Source organism: Micromonospora sp. C28ISP2-4 (genome assembly GCF_030519385.1).
Taxonomy (GTDB): Bacteria; Actinomycetota; Actinomycetes; order Mycobacteriales; family Micromonosporaceae; genus Micromonospora; species Micromonospora tulbaghiae.
In genome coordinates this window covers 117,263-138,272 of sequence record NZ_JAUMKG010000008.1, presented here as the reverse complement: position 1 = coordinate 138,272, position 21,010 = coordinate 117,263, and the positions used below count along the sequence as shown (strand labels likewise).

17 protein-coding genes are annotated in these 21,010 nt (G+C 74.2%); 6 read left to right on the top strand and 11 right to left on the bottom strand.

Going from position 1 to position 21,010, the window contains the following annotated elements:
• Positions 1-48: 48 nt before the first annotated feature.
• The 3 genes from ftsH to Q3W68_RS26605 form a co-directional block, all read right to left on the bottom strand.
• On the bottom strand, positions 49-2,061 hold the full coding sequence (gene ftsH / locus Q3W68_RS26615) for an ATP-dependent zinc metalloprotease FtsH (protein WP_120572785.1): 2,013 nt from the start codon (positions 2,059-2,061) through the stop codon (positions 49-51).
• Positions 2,062-2,439: 378 nt separating this feature from the next.
• Complete coding sequence (hpt, locus tag Q3W68_RS26610; RefSeq protein ID WP_013288988.1) at positions 2,440-3,015, bottom strand: hypoxanthine phosphoribosyltransferase; 576 nt, start codon at positions 3,013-3,015, stop codon at positions 2,440-2,442.
• Positions 3,016-3,114: 99 nt separating this feature from the next.
• A complete protein-coding gene (locus tag Q3W68_RS26605) occupies positions 3,115-3,270 on the bottom strand; it encodes a hypothetical protein (RefSeq protein WP_302908054.1) in 156 nt (51 codons plus the stop codon).
• Positions 3,271-3,402: 132 nt separating this feature from the next.
• On the opposite strand from Q3W68_RS26605, the gene Q3W68_RS26600 reads away from it, so the two are divergent.
• A complete protein-coding gene (locus Q3W68_RS26600) occupies positions 3,403-4,362 on the top strand; it encodes a GlxA family transcriptional regulator (RefSeq protein WP_302908053.1) in 960 nt (319 codons plus the stop codon).
• 133 nt (positions 4,363-4,495) lie between these two features.
• On the opposite strand, the gene tilS is transcribed toward Q3W68_RS26600, so the two are convergent.
• The 3 genes from tilS to dacB form a co-directional block, all read right to left on the bottom strand.
• Positions 4,496-5,485, bottom strand: coding sequence for a tRNA lysidine(34) synthetase TilS (gene tilS / locus Q3W68_RS26595; protein ID WP_302908052.1), 990 nt, complete (start codon positions 5,483-5,485; stop codon positions 4,496-4,498).
• A 103-nt stretch (positions 5,486-5,588) separates the two neighbouring features.
• Positions 5,589-6,656 carry a zinc-dependent metalloprotease gene (locus tag Q3W68_RS26590; protein ID WP_302908051.1) on the bottom strand — a complete coding sequence of 356 codons (1,068 nt, stop codon included), beginning with the start codon at positions 6,654-6,656 and terminating at the stop codon, positions 5,589-5,591.
• A gap of 66 nt (positions 6,657-6,722) precedes the next feature.
• Entirely contained in the window at positions 6,723-8,237 is a 1,515-nt protein-coding gene (dacB, locus tag Q3W68_RS26585; protein WP_368045772.1) for a D-alanyl-D-alanine carboxypeptidase/D-alanyl-D-alanine-endopeptidase, read from the bottom strand.
• A gap of 412 nt (positions 8,238-8,649) precedes the next feature.
• Between dacB and Q3W68_RS26580 the strand changes: the two genes are divergently transcribed.
• On the top strand, positions 8,650-9,156 hold the full coding sequence (locus Q3W68_RS26580; protein WP_013288994.1) for an inorganic diphosphatase: 507 nt from the start codon (positions 8,650-8,652) through the stop codon (positions 9,154-9,156).
• A 55-nt stretch (positions 9,157-9,211) separates the two neighbouring features.
• On the opposite strand, the gene eccD is transcribed toward Q3W68_RS26580, so the two are convergent.
• Positions 9,212-10,594, bottom strand: a complete 1,383-nt coding sequence (gene eccD / locus Q3W68_RS26575) for a type VII secretion integral membrane protein EccD (protein ID WP_302908049.1) — start codon at positions 10,592-10,594, stop codon at positions 9,212-9,214.
• A 106-nt stretch (positions 10,595-10,700) separates the two neighbouring features.
• Here eccD and eccCa point away from each other — a divergent pair, with 106 nt between their 5' ends.
• From eccCa to Q3W68_RS26555, 4 genes are all read left to right on the top strand, one after another.
• A complete protein-coding gene (gene eccCa, locus Q3W68_RS26570; protein WP_302908048.1) occupies positions 10,701-14,639 on the top strand; it encodes a type VII secretion protein EccCa in 3,939 nt (1,312 codons plus the stop codon).
• Between the two features lie 121 nt (positions 14,640-14,760).
• Complete coding sequence (mycP, locus tag Q3W68_RS26565; RefSeq protein WP_302908072.1) at positions 14,761-16,044, top strand: type VII secretion-associated serine protease mycosin; 1,284 nt, start codon at positions 14,761-14,763, stop codon at positions 16,042-16,044.
• Positions 16,045-16,084: 40 nt separating this feature from the next.
• Positions 16,085-16,876, top strand: a complete 792-nt coding sequence (locus Q3W68_RS26560) for a phosphatase PAP2 family protein (RefSeq protein WP_302908047.1) — start codon at positions 16,085-16,087, stop codon at positions 16,874-16,876.
• 30 nt (positions 16,877-16,906) lie between these two features.
• Complete coding sequence (locus Q3W68_RS26555; RefSeq protein WP_302908046.1) at positions 16,907-17,632, top strand: phosphatase PAP2 family protein; 726 nt, start codon at positions 16,907-16,909, stop codon at positions 17,630-17,632.
• A 15-nt stretch (positions 17,633-17,647) separates the two neighbouring features.
• Here the strand turns inward: Q3W68_RS26555 and Q3W68_RS26550 are convergent, their stop codons facing one another.
• From Q3W68_RS26550 to nth, 4 genes are all read right to left on the bottom strand, one after another.
• Positions 17,648-18,826, bottom strand: coding sequence for a MarP family serine protease (locus Q3W68_RS26550; protein ID WP_302908045.1), 1,179 nt, complete (start codon positions 18,824-18,826; stop codon positions 17,648-17,650).
• Between the two features lie 76 nt (positions 18,827-18,902).
• Positions 18,903-19,595 carry a CoA pyrophosphatase gene (locus Q3W68_RS26545; RefSeq protein ID WP_302908044.1) on the bottom strand — a complete coding sequence of 231 codons (693 nt, stop codon included), beginning with the start codon at positions 19,593-19,595 and terminating at the stop codon, positions 18,903-18,905.
• Complete coding sequence (locus tag Q3W68_RS26540) at positions 19,592-20,221, bottom strand: TlpA disulfide reductase family protein (RefSeq protein WP_302908043.1); 630 nt, start codon at positions 20,219-20,221, stop codon at positions 19,592-19,594. Before Q3W68_RS26540 ends, Q3W68_RS26545 begins: the two co-directional genes overlap by 4 nt.
• Positions 20,221-21,000, bottom strand: coding sequence for an endonuclease III (nth, locus tag Q3W68_RS26535; RefSeq protein WP_302908042.1), 780 nt, complete (start codon positions 20,998-21,000; stop codon positions 20,221-20,223). The genes Q3W68_RS26540 and nth overlap by 1 nt, the downstream gene beginning before the upstream one ends.
• Positions 21,001-21,010 lie beyond the last annotated feature (10 nt).

Sequence of the window (21,010 nt, the reverse complement as noted above, 5' to 3'; positions counted from 1 at the left end):
AGACGGCCGACTCCCTGTGGTGGGAGCCGGCCGTCGTCGGATCGCTGTTCAGTGCGTACCGTCCGAGTTGTTGCTGGAACCACCGATCGAGGCGGCGGCGTCGGCGCGGGACTGCGCCGCCAGCGCCTCCTTCTCGGCCGGCGTGAGCACCGGCGGCTCGGTGGAGGGCTGACGCTTACCGAAGCCGTGGTACGGCGCCATCGGCGGGCGCTTGACGACGCGCGCGCAGATGCGGGCCATGTCGGCGGTGGAGAGCGTCTCCTTCTCCATCAGCTCCAGGACCATGTTGTCCAGGACGTCCCGGTATTCCACCAGGATCTCCCAGGCCTCGTCGTGGGCCAGCTCGATCAGCGCGCGCATCTCGCCGTCGATCTCGGCGGCCACCGCGTCGGAGTAGTCCCGCTCGTGGCCCATGTTGCGGCCGAGGAACGGCTCGTCGCCGCTGGTGCCGTACTTGATCGCACCGAGCTTGGAGCTCATGCCGTACTGCGTGATCATCGCGCGGGCCAGCTGGGTGGCCTTCTCGATGTCGTTGCCGGCGCCGGTGGTCGGCTCGTGGAAGACCAGTTCCTCGGCCGCCCGGCCACCCAGCGCGTACGCCAGGGTGTCGATCATCTCGGCCCGGGTCTGGGTGTACTTGTCCTCGGTCGGGAGGACGAGCGTGTGGCCCAGCGAGCGACCCCGGGACAGGATGGTCACCTTGTGCACCGGCGCGGCGTGCGGCAGCGCCCAGGCGACCAGCGCGTGCCCACCCTCGTGGTACGCGGTGATCTTCTTCTCCTGGTCGCTCATCACCCGGGTCCGGCGCTGCGGACCGGCGATCACCCGGTCGATCGACTCCTCCAGGGAGTCGTTGGTGATCGCCCGCTGCTCCTTCCGAGCGGTGAGCAGCGCGGCCTCGTTGATCACGTTGGCCAGGTCGGCGCCGCTGAAGCCCGGGGTACGCCGAGCGACCGCGTCGAGGTCGACGTCGGGCGTGAACGGCTTGCCCTTGGCGTGCACCCGCAGGATGGCCTTGCGGCCCTCCATGTCGGGGGCGTCGACCGGGATCTGCCTGTCGAACCGGCCCGGGCGCAGCAGCGCCGGGTCGAGGATGTCCGGCCGGTTGGTGGCGGCGATCAGGATGACGCCGCCCTTGGTGTCGAAGCCGTCCATCTCGACCAGCAGCTGGTTGAGCGTCTGCTCCCGCTCGTCGTGGCCGCCGCCCATGCCGGCGCCACGGTGGCGGCCGACCGCGTCGATCTCGTCGACGAAGACGATCGCCGGGGCGTTCGACTTGGCCTGCTCGAACAGGTCGCGGACACGGCTGGCACCGACACCGACGAACATCTCGACGAAGTCGGAACCGGAGATGGAGTAGAAGGGCACCCCGGCCTCGCCGGCGACCGCGCGGGCCAGCAGCGTCTTACCGGTACCGGGCGGGCCGAACAGCAGCACGCCCTTCGGGATCTTGGCGCCCAGGGCCTGGTATTTCGCCGGGTTCTGCAGGAAGTCCTTGATCTCGTGCAGTTCCTCGACGGCCTCGTCCGCACCCGCGACGTCAGCGAAGGTGGTCTTCGGCGTGTCCTTGGTGATCATCTTCGCCTTGGACTTGCCGAAGTTGAGCACCCGGGAGCCGCCGCCCTGCATCTGCGACATGAAGAACAGCAGCAGAAGCACGAGCAGCGCGATGGGAAGCAGGTTGACCAGCAGGCTGACCCAGATGCTGTCCGACGACACCTTCGTGTCGACCGGGCCGGTGATCCGGTCCGCCGCCTCGGCCTCGCGTACCTGGTTCCAGACCTGGCCGCCGACCTCGTACGGGAACTGCGCCTCGATCTTGTCGGTGGTGGTGTCGCCGTCGAACTTGGCCTTGTCCTTCAGGTCGAGCTGGAGCGTCTGCTCCTTGTCCTGGAAGACGACCTTCTCGATGCCACCCTTGTTGAGCTGGTCGAGCGCGACGGACGTGTCCACCCGGTGGTAGCTGGGACCAGCGGTGAACAGTTGACTGAGCACAACGGCGCCGAGGATGACCAGGATGATCCAGACCACCGGTCGGCGGAAGAAACGCGTACGTTCCATGCTGTAGTCGGGTGCCGAGGCGCCCGCATCCTCCTGATCGACGTCCTGACCGTCTGAATGGTGTCGCCGCCTTGAGCGGCGGCCGGGGCCGCCGTGCGGGCCGGCCCGACCCCCGGGGTACGCAAACTGCCGCACCACGGTCATTCGACGGTACACCGTTCAGGCGACGAGTGAGCTTGCGAGCCCGGCACTTACGCGTAGGGCGAACCCGGGTTTCGAGCCGGCGTGACGGTGAGCTCCCACCCGGCCCGCCCACGCCGCACGGTCACGCGGTTCGAGGGGCCGGGCGTGGAGGGTGCCTCCACGTCACCGGTCCCCACCGTAGACCGGAAGACTGAGAGCCCGCTGAATGTCAGCTGACGAAGGGCTCGGCGACCCTCAGGCCCGCGCGTACACCTCGGGCTTGAGCACCCCGACGTAGGGCACCTCGCGGTACCGCTCGCCGAAGTCGAGCCCGTAGCCCACGACGAACTCGGTGGGGATGTCGAACCCGACGTACTTGACCGGGACCTGCACCTTGACCGCGTCCGGCTTGCGGAACAGCGCGACCACCTCGACGCTCGCCGCGGAGCGCGACTCCAGGTAGCGCAGCAGCCAGGACAGCGTCAGGCCGGAGTCGACGATGTCCTCGACGACCACCACGTGGCGGCCGGCGATGTCCCGGTCCAGGTCCTTGAGGATGCGGACCACGCCGGACGAGGTGGTGCCCTGGCCGTAGGACGAGACGGCCATGAACTCCAGCTCGGCGGGCGGGCCCTGGCGGCCCAGCGCGCGGGCGAAGTCGGCCATGAACATGACCGCTCCCTTGAGCACGCACACGAGCAGCAGGCCGTCCTCGACGTGGGCGTAGTCCGCCGAGACCTGCTTGGCCAGCTCCGCGGTCTTGTCGCGGATCTGCGCCTCCGAGATGATCACGTGGTCGATGTCGGCGTCGTACCAGGAGCCGTCAGCCATGCTCCTAGCCTGCCGTACGCCCCGGCGCCGCCGTCGGCGGGGCCGCCCCTTTTGGCGCGGTCCCGCCGGGGATTTTCGGCGCGAACTGAATAAATCACCTCAGCAGGTACGGGAGCGCCAGCGCTGCCCGTCGTCGCTCGGCTTCCAGTCGGCCGAGTCGCGGGTGTCGGCGGTGAACCCGAAGGCGCTGGCGCCGACGAGGAGGAGCAGGAAGAGCAGGAGCAGCAGAACGGTCATGGCGGCGCTCGCTTTCATGCGGTTGAGACTGATTTCGCCGCCGGTGCGCACCGGACACCATTGATTCTGCGGGCCACCGACCGATCCGGACAGTGGCAGGAATGTCATTGGGCATCGATTTACTGCCACCCGTCGGGTTACCCTCGTCACATGCTTCGCTCGGTAGCCGTCATCGCCATGGACGAGGTCGCCGCGTTCGAACTCGGCGTGCTCGCGGAGGTCTTCGGCACCGACCGCACCGCCGACGGCTTCCCCGCATACCGGTTCGACGTCTGCACCGCCGACGGCGGCGCCGTCCGCAGCCGCTCCGGCTTCCTGCTCACCCCCACCGCCGACCTGGGCGCGGTCGAGGACGCCGACCTGGTGGCCGTGCCCGCCCACGCCGCCGGCACCCCGGTGCCCGAACCGGTGCTCGCCGCGCTGCGCCGCGCCGCCGACCGGGGCGCCTGGCTGCTCAGCGTGTGCGCCGGCGCGTTCGTCCTCGGCGAGGCGGGCGTACTCGACGGGCGCGACTGCACCACCCACTGGCGGTACACCGACGAACTCCAGCAGCGCTTCCCGGCCGCCCGGGTCCAGTGCGACTCGCTCTACGTCCAGGACGGCCGGCTGCTCACCAGCGCCGGCACCGCCGCCGGCATCGACGCCTGCCTGCATCTGGTACGCCAGGAACACGGCTCGGCGGTGGCGACCCGGCTGGCCCGCCGGATGGTCGTGCCGCCGCACCGCGACGGCGGCCAGTCGCAGTACGTCGAGGCACCGATCCCCAAGGCCCCCGAGGCGCCCACGCTGGAACCGGTGCTGGAATGGCTGATGGGACACCTGCGCCGGCCCGTGACCGTGGACGAGCTGGCGGCACGCGCCGGGATGGCCCCTCGTACGTTCGCCCGCCGGTTCCGCGCCGAGACCGGCACCACCCCCCACGACTGGGTGACGAACCAGCGGGTGCTGCTGGCCCGGCACCTGCTGGAGGACACCTCACTGAGCGTGGAGAGCGTCGCCGAGCAGGCCGGCTTCGGTGACTCGGCGGCCCTGCGGCACCACTTCACCCGCCGGGTGGGCACCACCCCGCTGGCCTACCGCACCACTTTCCGAGACCGCCAGACCGCCTGACGCGCCCTGCCCTGCCCCCGTGTCCCGTCCTGACCAGCCCCCCTTGAGCGGTGATCAAGGAGTTTGCGGGCTGGGGAGGGCCGGAACGTGACCAAAAGTCCTTGATCAACGGGGGGGGACGGGAGGGCGGCGGTCAGGGCAGGAGGTGGCCTGCCTGGCGGCGGACCTGGTGGTTGCCGGGTAGGTGCACCGGGCCCTGTCCGTGCCACGCCGTGACCAGGGCGTCCAGTGCCGCCACGTGACTGTGGGACAGCGCGGCCGGCGTCGCGCCCAGTTCACGGGCCCAGGTGTGCAGCACCCGGGTACGGACGGCGGCCGGCAACCCGGCGAGCCGGGCGACCGACAGGCCGCCCCCCTCGCCCCGGACGTCGGCGAGCGCGGTGTCGGCCAGCGCGTCGAGCGCGGCGTTGTCGGCCGCGAGCAGCCCGGCGGTACGGGCCAGGTTCGCCACCACCCCCGGCCCCAGCGCGCCGACGAGTGCCGGCAGCGCGTCGGCGCGGACCCGGGCCCGGGCGTACGCGGGGTCGGCGTTGTGCGGGTCCGTCCACGGATCGAGTCCGAGCGCTTCGCAGGCGGCTCGGGTGCCGGCGCGCGCGACGTCGAGCAGCGGCCGCAGCAGGGGCACCCCGTCGACGTCGCGCCGCTCCGGCATCCCGGACAGGCCGCGCGGTCCGGCACCCCGGGCCAGCGCCAGCAGAACTGTCTCGGCCTGGTCGTCGCGCGTGTGCCCGAGCAGGACCCCGGCTGCGTCGTACCGGTGGGCGGCGGCGATCAGCGCCTCGTACCGGGCCTCGCGGGCGGCCGCCTCCGGGCCGCCGGGCCGGCCGTCCACGCGTACCGGAAGCACCTCGACCGGGTCGAGCCCTTCGGCGCGGGCCCAGCCGGCGACCGCCTCGGCCCGTCCGGCGGACCCGGCCTGCAGGCCGTGGTCGACTGTCACCAGGCCGGCCGGGCGCCCGAGCCGGGGGGCCACGAACGCGGTGGCGGCGGCGAGTGCGAGCGAGTCGGCTCCGCCGGAGCAGGCCACCAGCACCGGACCGGCGCCGGGCAAGCCGGTCAGCACCCGGCGGACGGCGAGCCGCACGGCGGCGACGGCCGGAGCGGGTGAGGGAGAGCGGCGCACGCCAGCGCCGGAATCAGCCCGGCCGTCGGAGTCGGCCGGGCCGACCGAGCCGGCGGGACCGCCCGGCGCCATCGGACCAGCCGAGCCGGCCGGCCCGAGCGGATCAGCCGACGGGCGGGGCGGCACCGGCGGGCCCGTGTACGCGGGACACCCAGGCGTCCGGGTCGCCCAGCTCGTCGAGGCGGGGCAGCGTCAGCGGGGACGAGAAGATCTTGTTGAAGCCCTGCATCCCCACCCGGTCGACCACGCCGTGCACGAACTTGCGGCCCTCGGCGTACTGGCGCATCTTGACCTCGATGCCGAGCAGCCGCCGGATCGCCTTCTCCAGCGGGTTGCCGGACTCGCGGCGCCGGTTGAACGCCGCCCGGATCGACTCGACGCTGGGGATGACCTGCGGACCCACGCCGTCCATCACGAACTCGGCGTGGCCCTCCAGCAGCGTCATCAGCGCGGTCAGCCGGTCCAGCACGGCGCGCTGGGCCGGGGTCTGCACGATGTCCAGCACGCTGGCCCGGCTCTCCGGGTCCTTGACCGCGTCGGAGAGCGTGGCCACGCCGCGACGGAGTCGTTCCAGCAGGTGCTCGCCGCCCTGGGAGGCGTCCACGAACGCCTGCACCTCGCCGAGGAAGTACGCGCGCATCCACGGCACGGCGGTGAACTGGGTGCGGTGGGTGACCTCGTGCAGGCACACCCAGAGCCGGAAGTCACGCGAGTCGGCGCCGAGCTTCCGCTCGACCTCGAGGATGTTCGGCGCCACCAGCAGCAGTTGGCCGGGGTCGCCGGCGAAGACCTCGTACTGGCCGAGCACGCGGCCGGAGAGGTACGCCAGCACGGTGCCGGCCTGCACGCCGGTGACCCGGGAGCCGATCGCCTCGGTGAGCGCACCGGGCCGCTTGTCGCCGGAGAGGCGCTCGACCAGCGGGGAGACCACCTCCCGCAGCCCGGCGATGTTCGCCGCCGCCCAGTCCCGGCGGTCGACCACGCGTACCGGCGGGTGCGCGACCTGCGCCCGCAGGCCGGTGTAGTCGGCGACGTGACCGGCCGCCTCGTCGGTCAGCCGGCGCAGGTCGCCGACCACGTCGGTCGCCTCGGCGTACGACACCCGAGGGCCCGACTTGCTCAGCGCCCCCGCGGTAGCGGCGGCCAGATCCCAGTCCACGAACTGCGCCATGAACCCACCGTACCCGCGCCGGAACACCCCCACCCGGGCTCGCGGCGGCCGATCGACGCCCGTCGGTCAGCGGCAGCCGCACCCGGCCAGCGCGGAGCTGATCCGGTCCAGCGCCGCGCGGGTCTCGTCCAGCGAGCCCTGCGTACGGTCGGTGAGCACGGCGAACGTGAGCAGCCGGCCGTCGGCTGTGGTCACCGTGCCGGCGATCGCGTTGACGCCGCTCAACGTGCCGGTCTTGGCCCGGACCACGCCCGCTCCGGCGCGGGTCGCCGCCGCCCGGTAGCGCTCGTCGAGCGTGCCGGACCAGCCGCCGACAGGCAGGCCGCCGAAGATCGCCGCGAGTTCGGGGTGGCTGCCGTTGCCGGCGAGCGTGATCAGGTCGGTGAGCAGTGAGGGACTGATCCGGTTGGTGCGGGACAGCCCGCTGCCGTCGGCCAGGCTGATCTCGCCCGCCGGCAGGCCCAGCTCGCCGAGCACCTGGTCGGTGGCCGCCGCGCCACCGACGAACGAGCCCGGCTTGCCCTTGGCGAGCGCCACCTGGCGGGCCATCGCCTCGGCGATCACGTTGTCACTGTCGCTGATCATGATGTCGACCAGCCGGATCATCGGCAGGGACTCGACCTTCCCCAGCTCGGCGCCGGGGGCCGTACCCGTCGCGCCGGACGCGGCCGGCGCGGTGCCCCGGCTCACCTGGGCGGCGCCGCCGGTCAGGCCGAGCAGCTTGGCGAACTGCCGGCCGGCGGTCAGGTCGGGCTGCGGCACCCGCTCGGCGGCGTGATTGGTCTGCTCGGCGGTGCGCCGCGCCTCCGCCGGGTTCTTGCGGGCGCCGTCGGTCATCAGCGCGGTGATCGCCGCGCCGAAGCCGCCGGTGGGGATGTCGGCGTCCCAGCCGGGCTCGAAGACCGGGCCGCTGAACAGCGACGAGTCGACGATCACCTTGGTCGGCGCGGTGCCGCCGAGCGCGTCGCGCACCTGGGCGGCGAGGTCGTCCAGCCGGGCCGCGCCCGGGTAGAAGCCGTTCTTGTCCACGGCGAGCGTGGGGTCACCGCCGCCGACCAGGACCACCTCGCCCGGGTTCGCCCCGGCCACCGCCCGGGTCGGGATCCGGTAGGCCGGGCCGCGGGCGGCGAGCACCGCCACGCCGGTCGCCAGCTTGGTCACCGAGGCGGGCACGGTGGGCGTGTCCTGGCCGGTGCCGTAGAGCGCCTGGCCGGTGCTCACGTCGGCCACCGACACGTGCACCCGGTCGCCGAGCGCGGCGGCGCGGACCAGCGGGTCCAGGGCGGCGCGGATGCCGGCCCCGGTGGGCAGCGGGGCGTTGCCGTCCGGCCCGGCGAGCACGGCCTGCGGGGAGGGTTCCGGCGGCGCGGCGACCGCCGTACCCGTGCCGTCGTCGTCGCCCAGCCACCCGGCGACCGGGCCGGGGCGCAGCACCGCGAGCCCGGCCACCGCCAGGGCCAGCACGAGCACGCAGGCGAGCGCCGCGACGAGCCGCAGGCGGCGTCGCGGCCGGCCCGGGGGCGGCGCGGAGGGTACGGGCGGCGCGGCGCCGACCGGCGGGACCGGCGGGCTGACCGGGATCGGGTCCGGCGCGCCGTGCCAGTTCGGCGGGGCCGGCGGGCCGACCCGGGCCGAGCCGCTCGCCGGGCCGGAGCCGTGGTGCGGGCCGGAGCCGTGGTGCGGCGGGCCGACGCGGGCGGACCCGGTGGCCGGAGAGGGACGATGAGGCACGTTCGCGCCCGGGACGGACACCCGTCCGGTGGCCCCGCCGGAACCGGAACCGGCGGACCCGCGCCCGTCAACCCTCTCGGGGCGGTAGTGTGAATCTTCCCTCCCCACGGCCCCCTCCTCCCCGCTCGAAATCGCCTTGGGCGACACTACTTCGGTCCGAACACTATGCGGCGGCCGGAGCCGACGGGGGGCGTTCACCCCGCGCCGGGGGTGAGCCGCTGGTTTCCGTTAGCCAGCGTGGGCAAACGAGGGAGCGTGGAAGATGGATTTCGACGTCACGGTTGAGATCCCCAAGGGTCACCGCAACAAGTACGAGGTAGACCACGCGACCGGCCGCATCCGGCTGGACCGCACCCTCTTCACCTCCACGCAGTACCCGGCCGACTACGGGTTCATCGAGGGCACCCTGGGCGAGGACGGCGACCCGCTGGACGCGCTGGTGCTGGTGCCGGAGCCGACCTTCCCCGGCTGCCTGATCCGCTGCCGCACCATCGGCATGTTCCGGATGACGGACGAGAAGGGCGGCGACGACAAGGTCCTCTGCGTGCCCTACGAGGACCCGCGCCAGGAGCACCTGCGCGACATCCACCACCTGGGCGAGTTCGACCGGCTGGAGATCCAGCACTTCTTCGAGGTCTACAAGGACCTGGAGCCGGGCAAGTCGGTCGAGGGCGCGACCTGGGTGGGCCGGGTCGAGGCCGAGGCGGAGATCGCCGCCTCGTACCGGCGCGCCAAGGAGGCCGAGGAGCGCGGCGAGACGCTGCACTGACGCTCACGCCTGCCGGGGCCCGGGTCGCGCTTCGCGACCCGGGCCTCGCGCGTGTTCAGGCGAGCAGGTCGCGGGCCCGGTCGTAGAGGCCGAGCACCGCGCAGGCCACCGGCACGACAGCGACCACGAGCGCGGTGTCGGTCAGGTCGGCCAGCCGCCCGAGGTACGGGGAGACCGGGCGCCGGGCGTACGTGGTGCCGGCGGTGACCGCCGTCAGTGCCAGGGCCAGCCCGCCCACCGTCAGCGCGAGCCGGCCACCCGGACCGGCCCGGTCGGCCAGCACCACGCCGAGCAGGGCGAACCCGGCCAGCCCGGCGACGATCGCGGGCACCCGGTGCCGTACCGCCACGAACAGGCGGGAGCGCAGCAGCAGCACCCCGCAGGCGACGGCGGCGAGCAGCAGCCCGGCGGTCCGGCCGACGGAGACGAGCACCGCGACAGCGCCGACCGCGAGCACCGCGTGGCCGAGCAGCATCCCGGTGAGCACCTCCTCGGCGCGGGCCACCGCCGCGTGCACCCGGCCCCGGTCCGGCAGGTCGCGACTGCCGGCCGGGCTGGGCAGGGTCAGCGGCGGCAGTGGCAGCTTGCCGACCCGGATGGCCAGCAGCGGCAGCCCGCCGAGCGCGAACACCAGCACGGCGAGCAGGACGGCGGCGGTGCCGTCCGGGTCGAGCAGAAGCCCGCCGAACGCCGCCGCCACGCCGGCCACGCCGACCGTCACGCCGGCCACGAAGACGCGGGACCGGCTGGCCACGCCGAGCAGGCCGAGCACCGCCACCAGCAGCAGCGCCACCGAGCCGACCAGCAGTTCGGGGGCGCCCACCCAGCGCAGGCCGGGGACCGGGCCGACCGGGTCGCCCGAGGCGACGGCCAGCGCACCGGCCACCGCGGCCCACGGCAGCGCGTACCCGCCGAGGGTGGCGCCGACCGGGCCGTCGCCGTACGCCCGGGACGCCGCGGTGGCGGTGAGCACCAGGATGAGGGCGACCGCCGCGGCGACCGGCCAGCCGCGCTCGCCCGGACCGGCGGCGACCACGGCGACCAGCCCGACCGCGAGGGGTACGGCGGCACCCGCGAGCGCGGCGGCCCGGGTGGCCCCGCCCGACCAGGCGACGCCCCGGCGCCGGGCGCCGTCCACGATCGCCTCGACCACGTCGTCGTACTCCAGTTCGGGCCACTGCGCGCGGGCCGGCACCAGATGCAGCACCTCGCCGTCGCGGACGCCCTGCGGCAGCAGCGCCTGGGCGGTGGCCAGCACCGCGCCGTCGGTGCGGCGCAGCACCCAACCGCCGTGCCGTTCCCCGTCGTCGGCCAGTCCCTCACCGGCGTGCCGGAGCACCTCGGGCAGCAGCTCGGCCAGGGGCACCTGCTCCGGTAGGGCCACGTCGACCCGCCGCCTGGGCGCGCTGATCGTGACCCGGGCGAGCCCGCTTGTCATCGAGGCATCTCCATATCGGGCGGAGGGAGTGGGCTGACGGACGAGAGGACTTTACCTACGATGAGCCAGGCTCGGGTTACCCAGAGCCACTTTCCGGGGAGGGTGAGTGTCCACTGTCGTCATCAAGCGGCCGCCACGCCGCCCGGCACCGGAGATCCCGGTCGGTGAGCTGCCCGTCGAGGCGCCGCCGGAGATCCCCGCCGCCGCGGGCGGGCGCTGGCAGCAGGCGCTGATGGTGCTGCCGATGCTCGGCGGGACGGTGGCCATGGCGATGATGTTCGGCCGCGGCGGCGGGGCCTACTCGTACGTGGTGGGCGGCATGTTCGGGCTCTCCTCGCTGGCGATGCTGGTGACCACCTGGGGCAGCGCCGGGCCGAAGAAGTCCGAGCTGATGGCCGCCCGCCGGGAGTACCTGCGCCACCTGGCCACACTCCGGCGCAGGGTGCGGGAGACCGCCGGCGCCCAGCGGGCCGGACTGTCCTACCGCCACCCCGAGCCGGGGCGGCTCTGGTCGACAGTCGACAGTCACCGGGTCTGGGAACGCCGCCCGGGCGACCCGGACTTCGCCGTGGTCCGGGTCGGTGTGGGGCCGCAGACGCTTGCCACCCCGCTGGTCCCACCGGTCACCCGGCCGCTGGAGGAACTGGAGCCGATGACGGCCGGGGCGCTGCGGCGCTTCCTGGACGCGTACTCGGTGGTGCCGGACCTGCCGGTGGCGTTGTCGCTGCGCAGTTTCGCCCGGGTCTTCGTGCGCGGCCCGGCCGGTCCGGTACGCGGCGCCGGATCGCCCGCCGCGCAGGCGCTGGCCCGGGCGGTCCTCACCCAGCTCGCCGTCTTCCACGCGCCGGACGAGCTGCTGATCGCGGTCTGTTCCGGGCCGGAACGCCGCAACGCCTGGGAGTGGGTGAAGTGGCTGCCGCACGCCCACCATCCGGCGCGTACCGACGCGCTCGGCCCGGTGCGGCTGGTCACCAGCTCCGCCGCCGACCTGGAACGGCTGCTCGACGACGTGCTCGGCGCCCGGTCCCGGTTCAGCCCGCACGGCACCGCGACCGACGGGCCGCACGTCGTCGTGGTGCTCGACGGCGGCGACCTGACCGGCGCGACCGACCTGGCCGGTGACGGTGGCATCGACGCGGTCACGGTGCTCGACCTGGACACCCCGCCGCCCCGGCTGCTCGACCGGTACGCGCTCCTGCTCGACCTGGTCGACGGCCGGCTGCACTCGCACTCCGCCGAGGGGCACGCCGAGGTGGGCGCCGCGGACGCGCTGGCGCCCGCCGACGCCGAGGCGGTGGCCCGGCGGCTCGCGCCGCTGCGGCTCGCCGGCACGGTACGCGGACCGGACGCGCCGCCCGGCGCCGAGCTGGGCCTGCCCGAGCTGCTGGGTCTCGGCGACCCCGAGGGCTTCACCGCCGAGCAGGGCTGGGCGCCCCGGGCCGCGCGGGACCGGCTGCGGGTGCCGATCGGGGTGGGTGCCGACGGCGGGGCGATCGACCTCGACCTGAAGGAGTCGGCGCAGGACGGCATGGGCCCGCACGGCCTGCTGATCGGCGCGACCGGTTCGGGCAAGTCGGAGCTGCTGCGCACGCTGGTGCTCGGGCTGGCCGCCACGCACAGCTCGGAGCAGCTCAACTTCGTGCTCGTCGACTTCAAGGGCGGCGCCACGTTCGCGCCGTTCGAGCGGCTGCCGCACACCGCCGCCGTGATCACCAACCTGGCCGACGCGCTGCCGCTGGTGGACCGGATGGTGGACGCGATAAACGGTGAGCTGATGCGCCGGCAGGAGCTGCTGCGCCGGGCCGGCAACTTCGCGAGCGTGCGCGACTACGAGCGGGCCCGGGCGGCCGGGTCGCCGCTGGCGCCGCTGCCGTCGCTGCTGCTGATCTGCGACGAGTTCTCCGAGCTGCTGTCGGCCAAGCCCGACTTCATCGACCTGTTCGTGCAGATCGGGCGGCTGGGCCGGTCGCTCGGGGTGCACCTGCTGCTGGCGAGCCAGCGGCTGGAGGAGGGGCGGCTGCGCGGGCTGGACACGCACCTGTCGTACCGGATCGGGTTGCGGACGTTCTCGGCGCTGGAGTCCCGGACGGTGCTGGGCGTGCCGGACGCGCACGAGTTGCCGCGCAGCCCGGGACACGGTTACCTGCGCTCGGGCACCGACCCGCTGGTCCGGTTCAAGGCCGCGTACGTCTCCGGCGCGGTCCGCCGCCGCGGCGGTGCGGCGGGCGCGTCCGGCACCGGTGAGGCACGCGTGCTCGCCTTCTCCACCCATCTGGTCCCGGTGCCCGAGCCGCCCGCGCCCGTCGCCCTGCCCGCCGAGGACGACGGCGGCGAGACGCTCCTCGACCTGCTCGTCGACCGGCTGGCCGGGCAGGGCCCGCCGGCGCACCAGGTGTGGCTGCCGCCGCTGGACGCCTCCCCCGCCCTGGACGAGCTGCTCGGCCCGATCGGTGCCGACCCGGTACGCGGGCTCACCGTGGCGAATCCGGAGCTGCACGGGGCGCTCCAGGTGCCGGTGGCGGTGGTGGACAAGCCGTTCGAGCAGCGGCGCGACCTGCTCTGGCTGGCGCTGGACGGCGCGGCCGGGCACGTCGCGGTGGTCGGCACCACCCGCAGTGGCCGGTCCAGCCTGCTGCGCACCCTGGTCTGCGCGCTCGCGCTCACCCACACCCCGGCCGAGGTGCAGGTCTACTGCCTCGACTTCGGCAGCGGGACGCTCGGCACGCTGCGCGACCTGCCCCACGTGGGCGGCGTCAGCGGGCGGACCGACGGCACCGCCGTACGCCGTACCGTCGGCGAGGTCGCCGGCCTGCTGGCCGAGCGGGAACGGCGTTTCGCCGAGGCCGGTGTGGAGTCGATGGCCGCGTGGCGACGGCGGAGGGCGGCCGGCGCGCCGGACCCGTTCGGGGACGTGTTCCTGGTGGTGGACGGCTGGAACACGCTGCGCGGCGAGTACGAGGACCTCGAACCACTGGTCACCGAACTCGCCACGCGGGGCCTGGCGTACGGGGTGCACGTGGTGGCGAGCGCCCTGCGCTGGTCGGACTTCCGCCCGGCGATCCGTGACCTGTTCGGCTCCCGGCTGGAGCTGCGCCTCGGCGACCCGGCCGACTCGGTGGTGGTCAAGCGGGCGCTGGCGGCCACCGTGCCGGAGGAACGTCCGGGGCGCGGCATCACGGCGGGCGGGCTGCACTTCCTCACCGCCGAACCCCGCGTCGAGGCGCTGGGCGCGGAGACCGCCGATCTGGTGAAGGCGGTGGCCGGCACGTGGACCGGCCCGTCGGCACCCCGTGTGCGGTTGCTTCCGCCGGTGCTGCCGTACGCGGAGCTGGACCAGAACGCGACGAGCGGGCTGGCGTTCCCGATCGGCGTGGCCGAGGCGGACCTGTCCCAGGTGGTGCTGGACTTCGCCACCGAGCCGAACTTCATGGTCTTCGGCGACGCCGAGTGCGGCAAGTCGTCGTTCCTGCGCGCGCTCGCCACCTCGATCGTCAACCGGTTCACCCCGGAGCAGGCCCGGGTGATGCTTGTGGACTACCGGCGCAGCCTGATGGGCGTGATCGAGACGCCGCACCTGATCGGGTACGGCACCGCCGCGCCGCACACCGCTGAGCTGATCGAGTCGGCCGCCGGCTACCTGAAGGGGCGGCAGCCGGGGCCGGAGGTGACCCCGGCGCAGCTGCGCAGCCGGTCGTGGTGGCAGGGGCCGGAGCTGTTCGTGCTCGTGGACGACTACGACCTGGTGGCCGGCGGGCCGACGAACCCGTTGCGGGCGCTGGAGGAGCACCTGCCGCACGCGCGGGACGTCGGGCTGCACCTGGTGCTGGCGCGGCGTACCGGCGGCGCCGGGCGGACCGCGTACGAGCCGATCGTGCAGCGGCTGCGCGAGCTGTCCACGGCGGGGCTGGTGATGTCGGGCGGCCCGGAGGAGGGTGCGCTCGTCGGTCAGGTCAAGGCCGGGCCGCTGCCCCCGGGGCGGGCACGTCTGGTCACCCGCCGGGAGGGGGTGCGCCTGGTGCAGCTGGCGCATCTCCCGGCCGGGTGATCGGGCTGGCCGAGTTGCCCCGTGACGGTCGGGACAACCGGTAATCTCCGTGCAGCATGTGTCTGACGCGACCGAACGGCTGGGGAATGTGACAGGGGATCGGCAGGGACCGCCCGGTGGGCTGCCCCGGCGTCGCGCCGGCCGCGCGCTGCTCGCCGCCGTGTCGGCGCTGGTCACCGTGGCCGGTCCGCTGGCACCGCCGGCCCACGCCGCACCCGCCGCCCCGGCCACGGTGGCGCGCCCCTGGGTGAGCCCGGACCGCCTGCTGCGCACCGACCAGGTACGCGACGAGCAGTGGCAGCTGGAGGAGTTGCGGGCGAAGACCGCGTGGCGCACCTCGACCGGGCGCGGCGTGGTGGTCGCGGTGATCGACTCCGGTGTGGACGGCACCCACCCCGACCTGTCCGGTCAGGTGCTGCCCGGCCTGGATCTGGTGACGCCGGACGGCTCGGACGGCCCGGACCCGGTGGGGCACGGCACCACTGTGGCCGGGCTGATCGCCGGGCGGGCCGACGACGACCGGGGCGTGCTGGGGCTGGCGCCGGACGCCAAGATCCTTCCGGTCCGGGTCCTCGACGCCGAGAACCGCTACGACGACGCGCTGATCGTCGCCAAGGCGGTGCGCTGGGCCGTCGACAACGGCGCCCAGGTGGTCAACCTGTCGCTCGGCGGCAGCAGCGACAACCCGGCCCTGGCCGCGGCGCTCGACTACGCGTTCGCCCGGGACGTGGTGGTGGTCGCCTGCACCGGCAACCTGGCCACCTCGACGACCACCGAGGTGTGGTACCCGGCCCGGGAACCGGGTGTGCTCGCGGTCGCCGGGCTGGAGCGGACCAGCGAGAACCTCTGGTCCGGCTCGATCACGGGTCACGAGACGGTGCTCAGCGCACCGGCCACCGGGCTCTACGGCGCGCGGCCGGAGGGCGGCTACTGGCGGGTGCAGGGGACGAGCTTCGCCGCGCCGCTCGTCGCCGCGACCGCTGCCCTGGTCCGCGCGCGTTATCCGAAGATGTCGGCCGGGGACGTGATCAACCGGCTGATCACCACCGCCCGGGATCTCGGCCCGACCGGCCGGGACGACCGGTTCGGCTACGGCCTGGTCGACCCGGTGGCCGCGCTCACCGCCGACGTGCCGTCGGTGGGTCACAACCCGCTCGACGACAACGCCTCCCCCGGCGTGGTGGGCTTCGGGCCGGCACCCGGCGACGGGCGGGACACCCGGGCCGCCGCGGCGGGCCGGGGTGGCGACCCGCTCGGGCGTACGGCCGAGGGCTGGAACGCCCGGCCGGCGGGCCAGACGGACGTCTCCGCCCCGGAGCGGCTCTGGACCGGCCTGGCCCTGTTCGTCGCGCTCGTCACCGGCACCGCGATGATGGTTCGCCGGTTCCGGCAGACCCGTCGCTGAACCGGTCTGATCCCGCCCCTGTATGGGTAGGGGAAGCCCCATGGACACCACCGGGGCGACGGTCACGCACCGGTCGTGGCGGAGCCGCCGCCTCGACCCCGAGCACTCGCTGGGCCTGCGGCTCACCCTGACCGTGCTCGCGGCGTTCCTGGTGCTGGTGCCGTTCGCCCTGATCGCGCTGCTGGTGCTCGGCGCCTGGCCGCCCCTGCTGCGGCTGGACGCCTCGATCACCGACGCGCTCCACGGGTACGCGCAGGACCATCCCGCCTGGGCCGGTGTGATGACGGTCTGGACGCACGTGTTCGGGCCCGGCCCGCTGCGGGTGGCAGCGGTCGCTGTGGTGGTGTGGCTGGTCCGGCGCGGCGCGCCCCGCCTCGCGGTCTGGGTGGTGGTCACCATGGTCGCCGGCGGGCTGCTCGGCGCGCTGCTCAAGCTGCTCGTCGGACGGGACCGGCCGGATCTGCTCGACCCGGTGGCCCGGGCCGCCGGCTACTCCTTCCCATCGGGTCACGCGCTCAACGCCACGCTGGCGGCGGGTGTGCTGCTGCTGGTGTTCCTGCCGTTCGTGCGGGACAGCCGCCGGGGCCGGGTCGCGCTGTGGACCGCTGCCCTGCTGGTCACGGTGGTGACCGGGCTCAGCCGGATCACGCTCGGCGTGCACTGGACCAGCGACGTGGTGGGCGGCTGGGTGCTCGGGGTGGCGGTGGTGGCCGCGACCTCAGCCGCGTTCGCCACCTGGCGCGGCGGATCCGGGCGGCAGTCCGCCCGCCCGCTGCGCGAGGGGGTCGAGCCGGAGCTGGCCGACCAGCGGCCGGAGGGCGGCCGGGCGTAACGGGACCCGCGCCGGGGTACTGGCGAGCCCATGTCCGACGTCGTGATCCGAGTCACCCGGCGTGTCCTGCTGCCGCTGGCCCTGCTGTTCGCGCTGATGGTGGGCCTGGGCCTGCTGGTGACCCGCGTGCTGGCCCGCACCTGGCCGTTCACCGTGGAGGACACGGTCAACCGGGAGCTGGCCGCCGACCGGACGCCGGGGTGGAACGACGTCTCGCTGGTGTTCAGCACACTCGCCAGCACCCAGATGATCGTCGTGGTGACGGTGCTGGCGGCGCTGGTGCTGCGGCTGGTGCTGCACCGGTGGCGGGAGCCGCTGTTCCTGTGTGCGGCGGTGACCGCGCAGGCGCTGATCTTCCTGTTCACCACGATGGCCATCGACCGGAACCGCCCGGCCGTGGAACACATGGACGCCTCCCCGCCCACGTCCAGCTTCCCGTCCGGGCACACCTCGGCGGCCACAGCGCTCTACGTCGGTATCGCGGTGCTGCTGGCGCTGCGGGCGCGCAGCACCCCGGCCAAGGTCGGCTGGTGGGCGCTGCTGGTGCTGGTGCCGCTCGGCGTGGCGCTCACCCGGATGTACCGGGGCATGCACCACCCCAGCGACGTGGTCGCCTCGTTCCTCAACGGCGGCGCCTGCGTGGCGATCATGGCGCGGGCCGTACTCGACCGGACGCTCACCTGGGGCCGCGCCCGGCTGCCGCTGTCCCGCTCCGGTGACGAGGCGACACCGGCGGGAGCCTCGGCGGGTGGTTGAGCGCCGCCGGCCGGCTCAGGTGCAGTCGCCGGTGGCCACTCCGCGGGTACGCTCCGCGCCGGCCAGCGCCACCGGTCGCGCCTCGGCGGCGGTCACCGCGAAGCCGGTGTTCGGGTCGTCCGCCGCCGCCGCGAAGATCACGCCGAGCACCAGACCGTTCGAGGAGACCAGCGGGCCGCCGGAGTTGCCGCTGCGCACCAGCGCCCGGATCGTGTAGATCTCCCGGTTGACGTCACCGGCCGAGTAGATGTCCGGACCGGTGATCCGGTCGACGTCGCGGATCCGGGCCGGGCGTGCGTCGTACGGGCCGTCGAGCGGGAAGCCGAGCACGATCGCGTCAGCGCCGGTGGCGGCCGGGCCGGCGGCGAAGCGCAGCGACGGTCCGGGCAGCCCCGGTACGTAGAGCACCGCCAGATCCCGGTCCGGGTCGTAGACGACGACCTCGCCGTCGTACCGCTCGCCACGCAGTTCCACAGCCACTGAACGGGTGCCGGCCACCACGTGCGCGTTTGTCATCACCCGGTCGTCGGCGTACACGAAGCCGGAGCCCTCGATGCGGCGCGAGCAGCTCGGCGCGGAGCCGAGCACCTTCACCACCGAACGCCTGCTGTTCTGCACCACCTGGGAGTTGGCGAGCGCCGGGTCGGGCGGGGCGACCTGCCGGGCGCGGGTCGGCGCGAGGTCGCCGAACACGTCCGGGAAGCCGTTGGTGTCGACAGTGTCGCGCAGCGCTGTGGACAGGTCCTGCGCCTTGTCCGGCAGCACCTGGTCGACGACTGTGAGCAGCGCGCTGTTGCGCACCGAGGAGGCCAGCCACGGCACCGAGGAGGAGCCGAGCGGCACGGCGACCAGCCACGCCACGAGCATCACCGCGATGACCGAGATGAACGCGCCGCCGACGTCGTCGATCTTCCGCCCGGCCGGCCCGGTGATGGCGGCCCGGAGATTGGAGCCGAGCCAGCCGGCCAGCGCCTGCCCCAGCACCGCGAGCCCGAAGATCGCCACCAGGGAGATCAGCACGCGTGTGCCGCTCGTCGCGAACTGCTGCGCGATCAGCGGCCCGACCTGGAGGCCGAGCAGCGCGCCCAGGAAGAAGCCGGAGAACGACAGGGCCCCGATGACGAAACCCTGACGGTATCCGCTGATCGCGAACACGAGCATGAGCAGAAGAAGGACGAGATCCACGGCGGACACGCCCCAAGGGTACGGGCACCGGGCCCGCGCTCGGCTCAGCGCTCGCGGAACGTGACCCGGGGATGCGTACGGGTGATCACCGCACCGGGCTCTCGTCGGCCGGCTCGGTGCCCGCCGAGGGAGCGGGCGTGGCGTCGACGGGCGGCAGCTCCACCACGCGCGAGTGCGGCCAGGGCCGGGACCAGCCGCCCATCTCCAGCAGCCGGTCGATCACGCCCGCGGTGAAACCCCAGACGAGCATGCCGCGCACCGAGAACGCGGGACCGATCCAGCCGCTCGGGTGGCGTACCCGCATGCGGTTGTCCGGGTCGACCAGCTCGGCGACCGGCAGCCGGGCCACGTGCGCGACCTCGGCCGGCTCGCGCGGGTGCACCGGGTGCGGGTCGTGCCACCAGGCGAGCACCGGCGTGACCACGAAGTCGCTGACCGGGATCCAGAGCCGGGGCAGCTCGGCCAGCACGGTGACGCTGGCGGGGTCGAGACCGACCTCCTCGTTCGCCTCGCGCAGCGCGGTGGCGCGGGCGTCCGCGTCCTCCGGGTCGGCCGCGCCGCCCGGGAAGGCCGGCTGCCCGGCGTGGTTGCGCAGCGTCGCGGCGCGCTGGAGGACCAGCACGTCCGGCCCCGCGCCCGGCTCCTCGCCGAGCAGCACCAGCACGGCGCTCTCCCGCCCGCCGCTGGACGGGGTGACGATGCGGGTGAAGTCCTCCGCCCGTGCGGTGCCGAGCCGGCTCAGCAGCGGGTCGAACCACAGCGGCGGCCGTCGGGTCATACCCGCACCCCGAGGTGACGCTGGACCAGCGCGGCGAGGCGGGCGTCGTCGAGCGCGCCGGTCGCGTCGGTGTGCCGGATCCGCCCGTCGGCGTCGACGAGCACCGTCAGCGGGAACGCGTTGCGTTCCAGCGCGCGTTGGAACGCGTCGCCCTGGTCGAGCAGCATCGGGAAGTCGACGCCGTAGTCCTCGCCGATGGACTGCGCGCCGCCGCGGCTGTCCCGGCTGTTCACGCCGAGCACCTGGAACCGGCCGTCGGCCCGCTCGCTGAGCCGCTGGAACGCGGGCAGTTCCTTGCGGCACGGCGGGCACCAGGACGCCCACACGTTGATCACCGCCGGACCTTTGACGTCGCGCAGGCTCACCGGCGCGCCGCCGGTGAAGCAGTTGAGCGTCAGGTCGGGGAGCTGATCCCCGGCCTTCCCTGCAGGCGTCGGGGACACGGCCTTTCCGGGGGACGTCGGGGACGCCGAGGCGGGCGCGACCGTCAGCGAGGTGCAGTCGGCAAACGGCGAGGGACGCTCGGCCCGAGTCGCCGGCGCGGGACGTTCGGGCTGCTCGGCCGTTGCGGTGCAGCCCGCCGCCGCCAGCAGCAGCGGGGCGAGAAGGTAGGCGAACCGGCGCATCACGGCACGTCCGCCGCGGCGGCCTGCTGCGGCACCAGGTCGGGGTCGAGGCCGACGGCCACCGCCAGGTCACGGGCCCGGGGGCCCTTCAGCAGCTTGGCCGCGGCGGCCGGCTCGGTCGGCCCGGTGCCGTACGCGGGGCACAGCTTCGCCAGCGTGCACGCCCCGCAGGCGGGCTTGCGGGCGTGGCAGACCCGGCGGCCGTGGAAGATCACCCGGTGCGACAGCATCGTCCAGTCGCGCCTGGGGTAGAGCGCGCCGATCGCGTGCTCGATCTTGACCGGGTCGGTCTCGGTGGTGAGCTGCCACCGCTGCACCAGCCGCTGGAAGTGCGTGTCGACGGTGATGCCGGGGACGCCGAACGCGTTGCCGAGGATGACGTTGGCGGTCTTGCGGCCGATCCCCGGCAGGATCACCAGGTCGGCCAGCCGGCCGGGCACCTCGCCGTCGTACCGCTCGCAGAGCGCGCGCCCGAGGTTGATCAGGGAGCTGGTCTTGTTGCGGTAGAACCCGGTGGGCCGGATCAGCTCCTCCAGCTCGGCGCGGTCCGCCCCGGCGTAGTCGGCGGCTGTCCGGTAGCGGGCGAACAGCTTGGGCGTGACCTCGTTGACCTTCTTGTCGGTGCACTGGGCGGACAGGATCGTCGCCACTGCCAGCTCCAGCGCGCTGGAGTGGTCGAGTTCACAGTGCGCGTCGGGGTGCGTCTCGGTCAGCACGCGGCCGATGCGCCGGGCGCGGCGCGTACGGCCGAGGTCGGTCTCGGGGGAGCGCGTGGTCACGTCGGCCAGC

What these genes read in the sequence shown, in the direction of transcription:
- Q3W68_RS26540 (WP_302908043.1), bottom strand. Translation starts at nt 20,221, where the DNA reads ATGCGCCGGTTCGCCTACCTTCTCGCCCCGCTGCTGCTGGCGGCGGCG.
- Q3W68_RS26555 (WP_302908046.1), top strand. Translation starts at nt 16,907, where the DNA reads ATGTCCGACGTCGTGATCCGAGTCACCCGGCGTGTCCTGCTGCCGCTG.
- ftsH (WP_120572785.1), bottom strand. Translation starts at nt 2,061, where the DNA reads ATGGAACGTACGCGTTTCTTCCGCCGACCGGTGGTCTGGATCATCCTG.
- Q3W68_RS26545 (WP_302908044.1), bottom strand. Translation starts at nt 19,595, where the DNA reads ATGACCCGACGGCCGCCGCTGTGGTTCGACCCGCTGCTGAGCCGGCTC.
- Q3W68_RS26560 (WP_302908047.1), top strand. Translation starts at nt 16,085, where the DNA reads ATGGACACCACCGGGGCGACGGTCACGCACCGGTCGTGGCGGAGCCGC.
- Q3W68_RS26590 (WP_302908051.1), bottom strand. Translation starts at nt 6,656, where the DNA reads ATGGCGCAGTTCGTGGACTGGGATCTGGCCGCCGCTACCGCGGGGGCG.
- Q3W68_RS26580 (WP_013288994.1), top strand. Translation starts at nt 8,650, where the DNA reads ATGGATTTCGACGTCACGGTTGAGATCCCCAAGGGTCACCGCAACAAG.
- eccD (WP_302908049.1), bottom strand. Translation starts at nt 10,594, where the DNA reads ATGACAAGCGGGCTCGCCCGGGTCACGATCAGCGCGCCCAGGCGGCGG.
- Q3W68_RS26600 (WP_302908053.1), top strand. Translation starts at nt 3,403, where the DNA reads ATGCTTCGCTCGGTAGCCGTCATCGCCATGGACGAGGTCGCCGCGTTC.
- Q3W68_RS26605 (WP_302908054.1), bottom strand. Translation starts at nt 3,270, where the DNA reads ATGAAAGCGAGCGCCGCCATGACCGTTCTGCTGCTCCTGCTCTTCCTG.
- hpt (WP_013288988.1), bottom strand. Translation starts at nt 3,015, where the DNA reads ATGGCTGACGGCTCCTGGTACGACGCCGACATCGACCACGTGATCATC.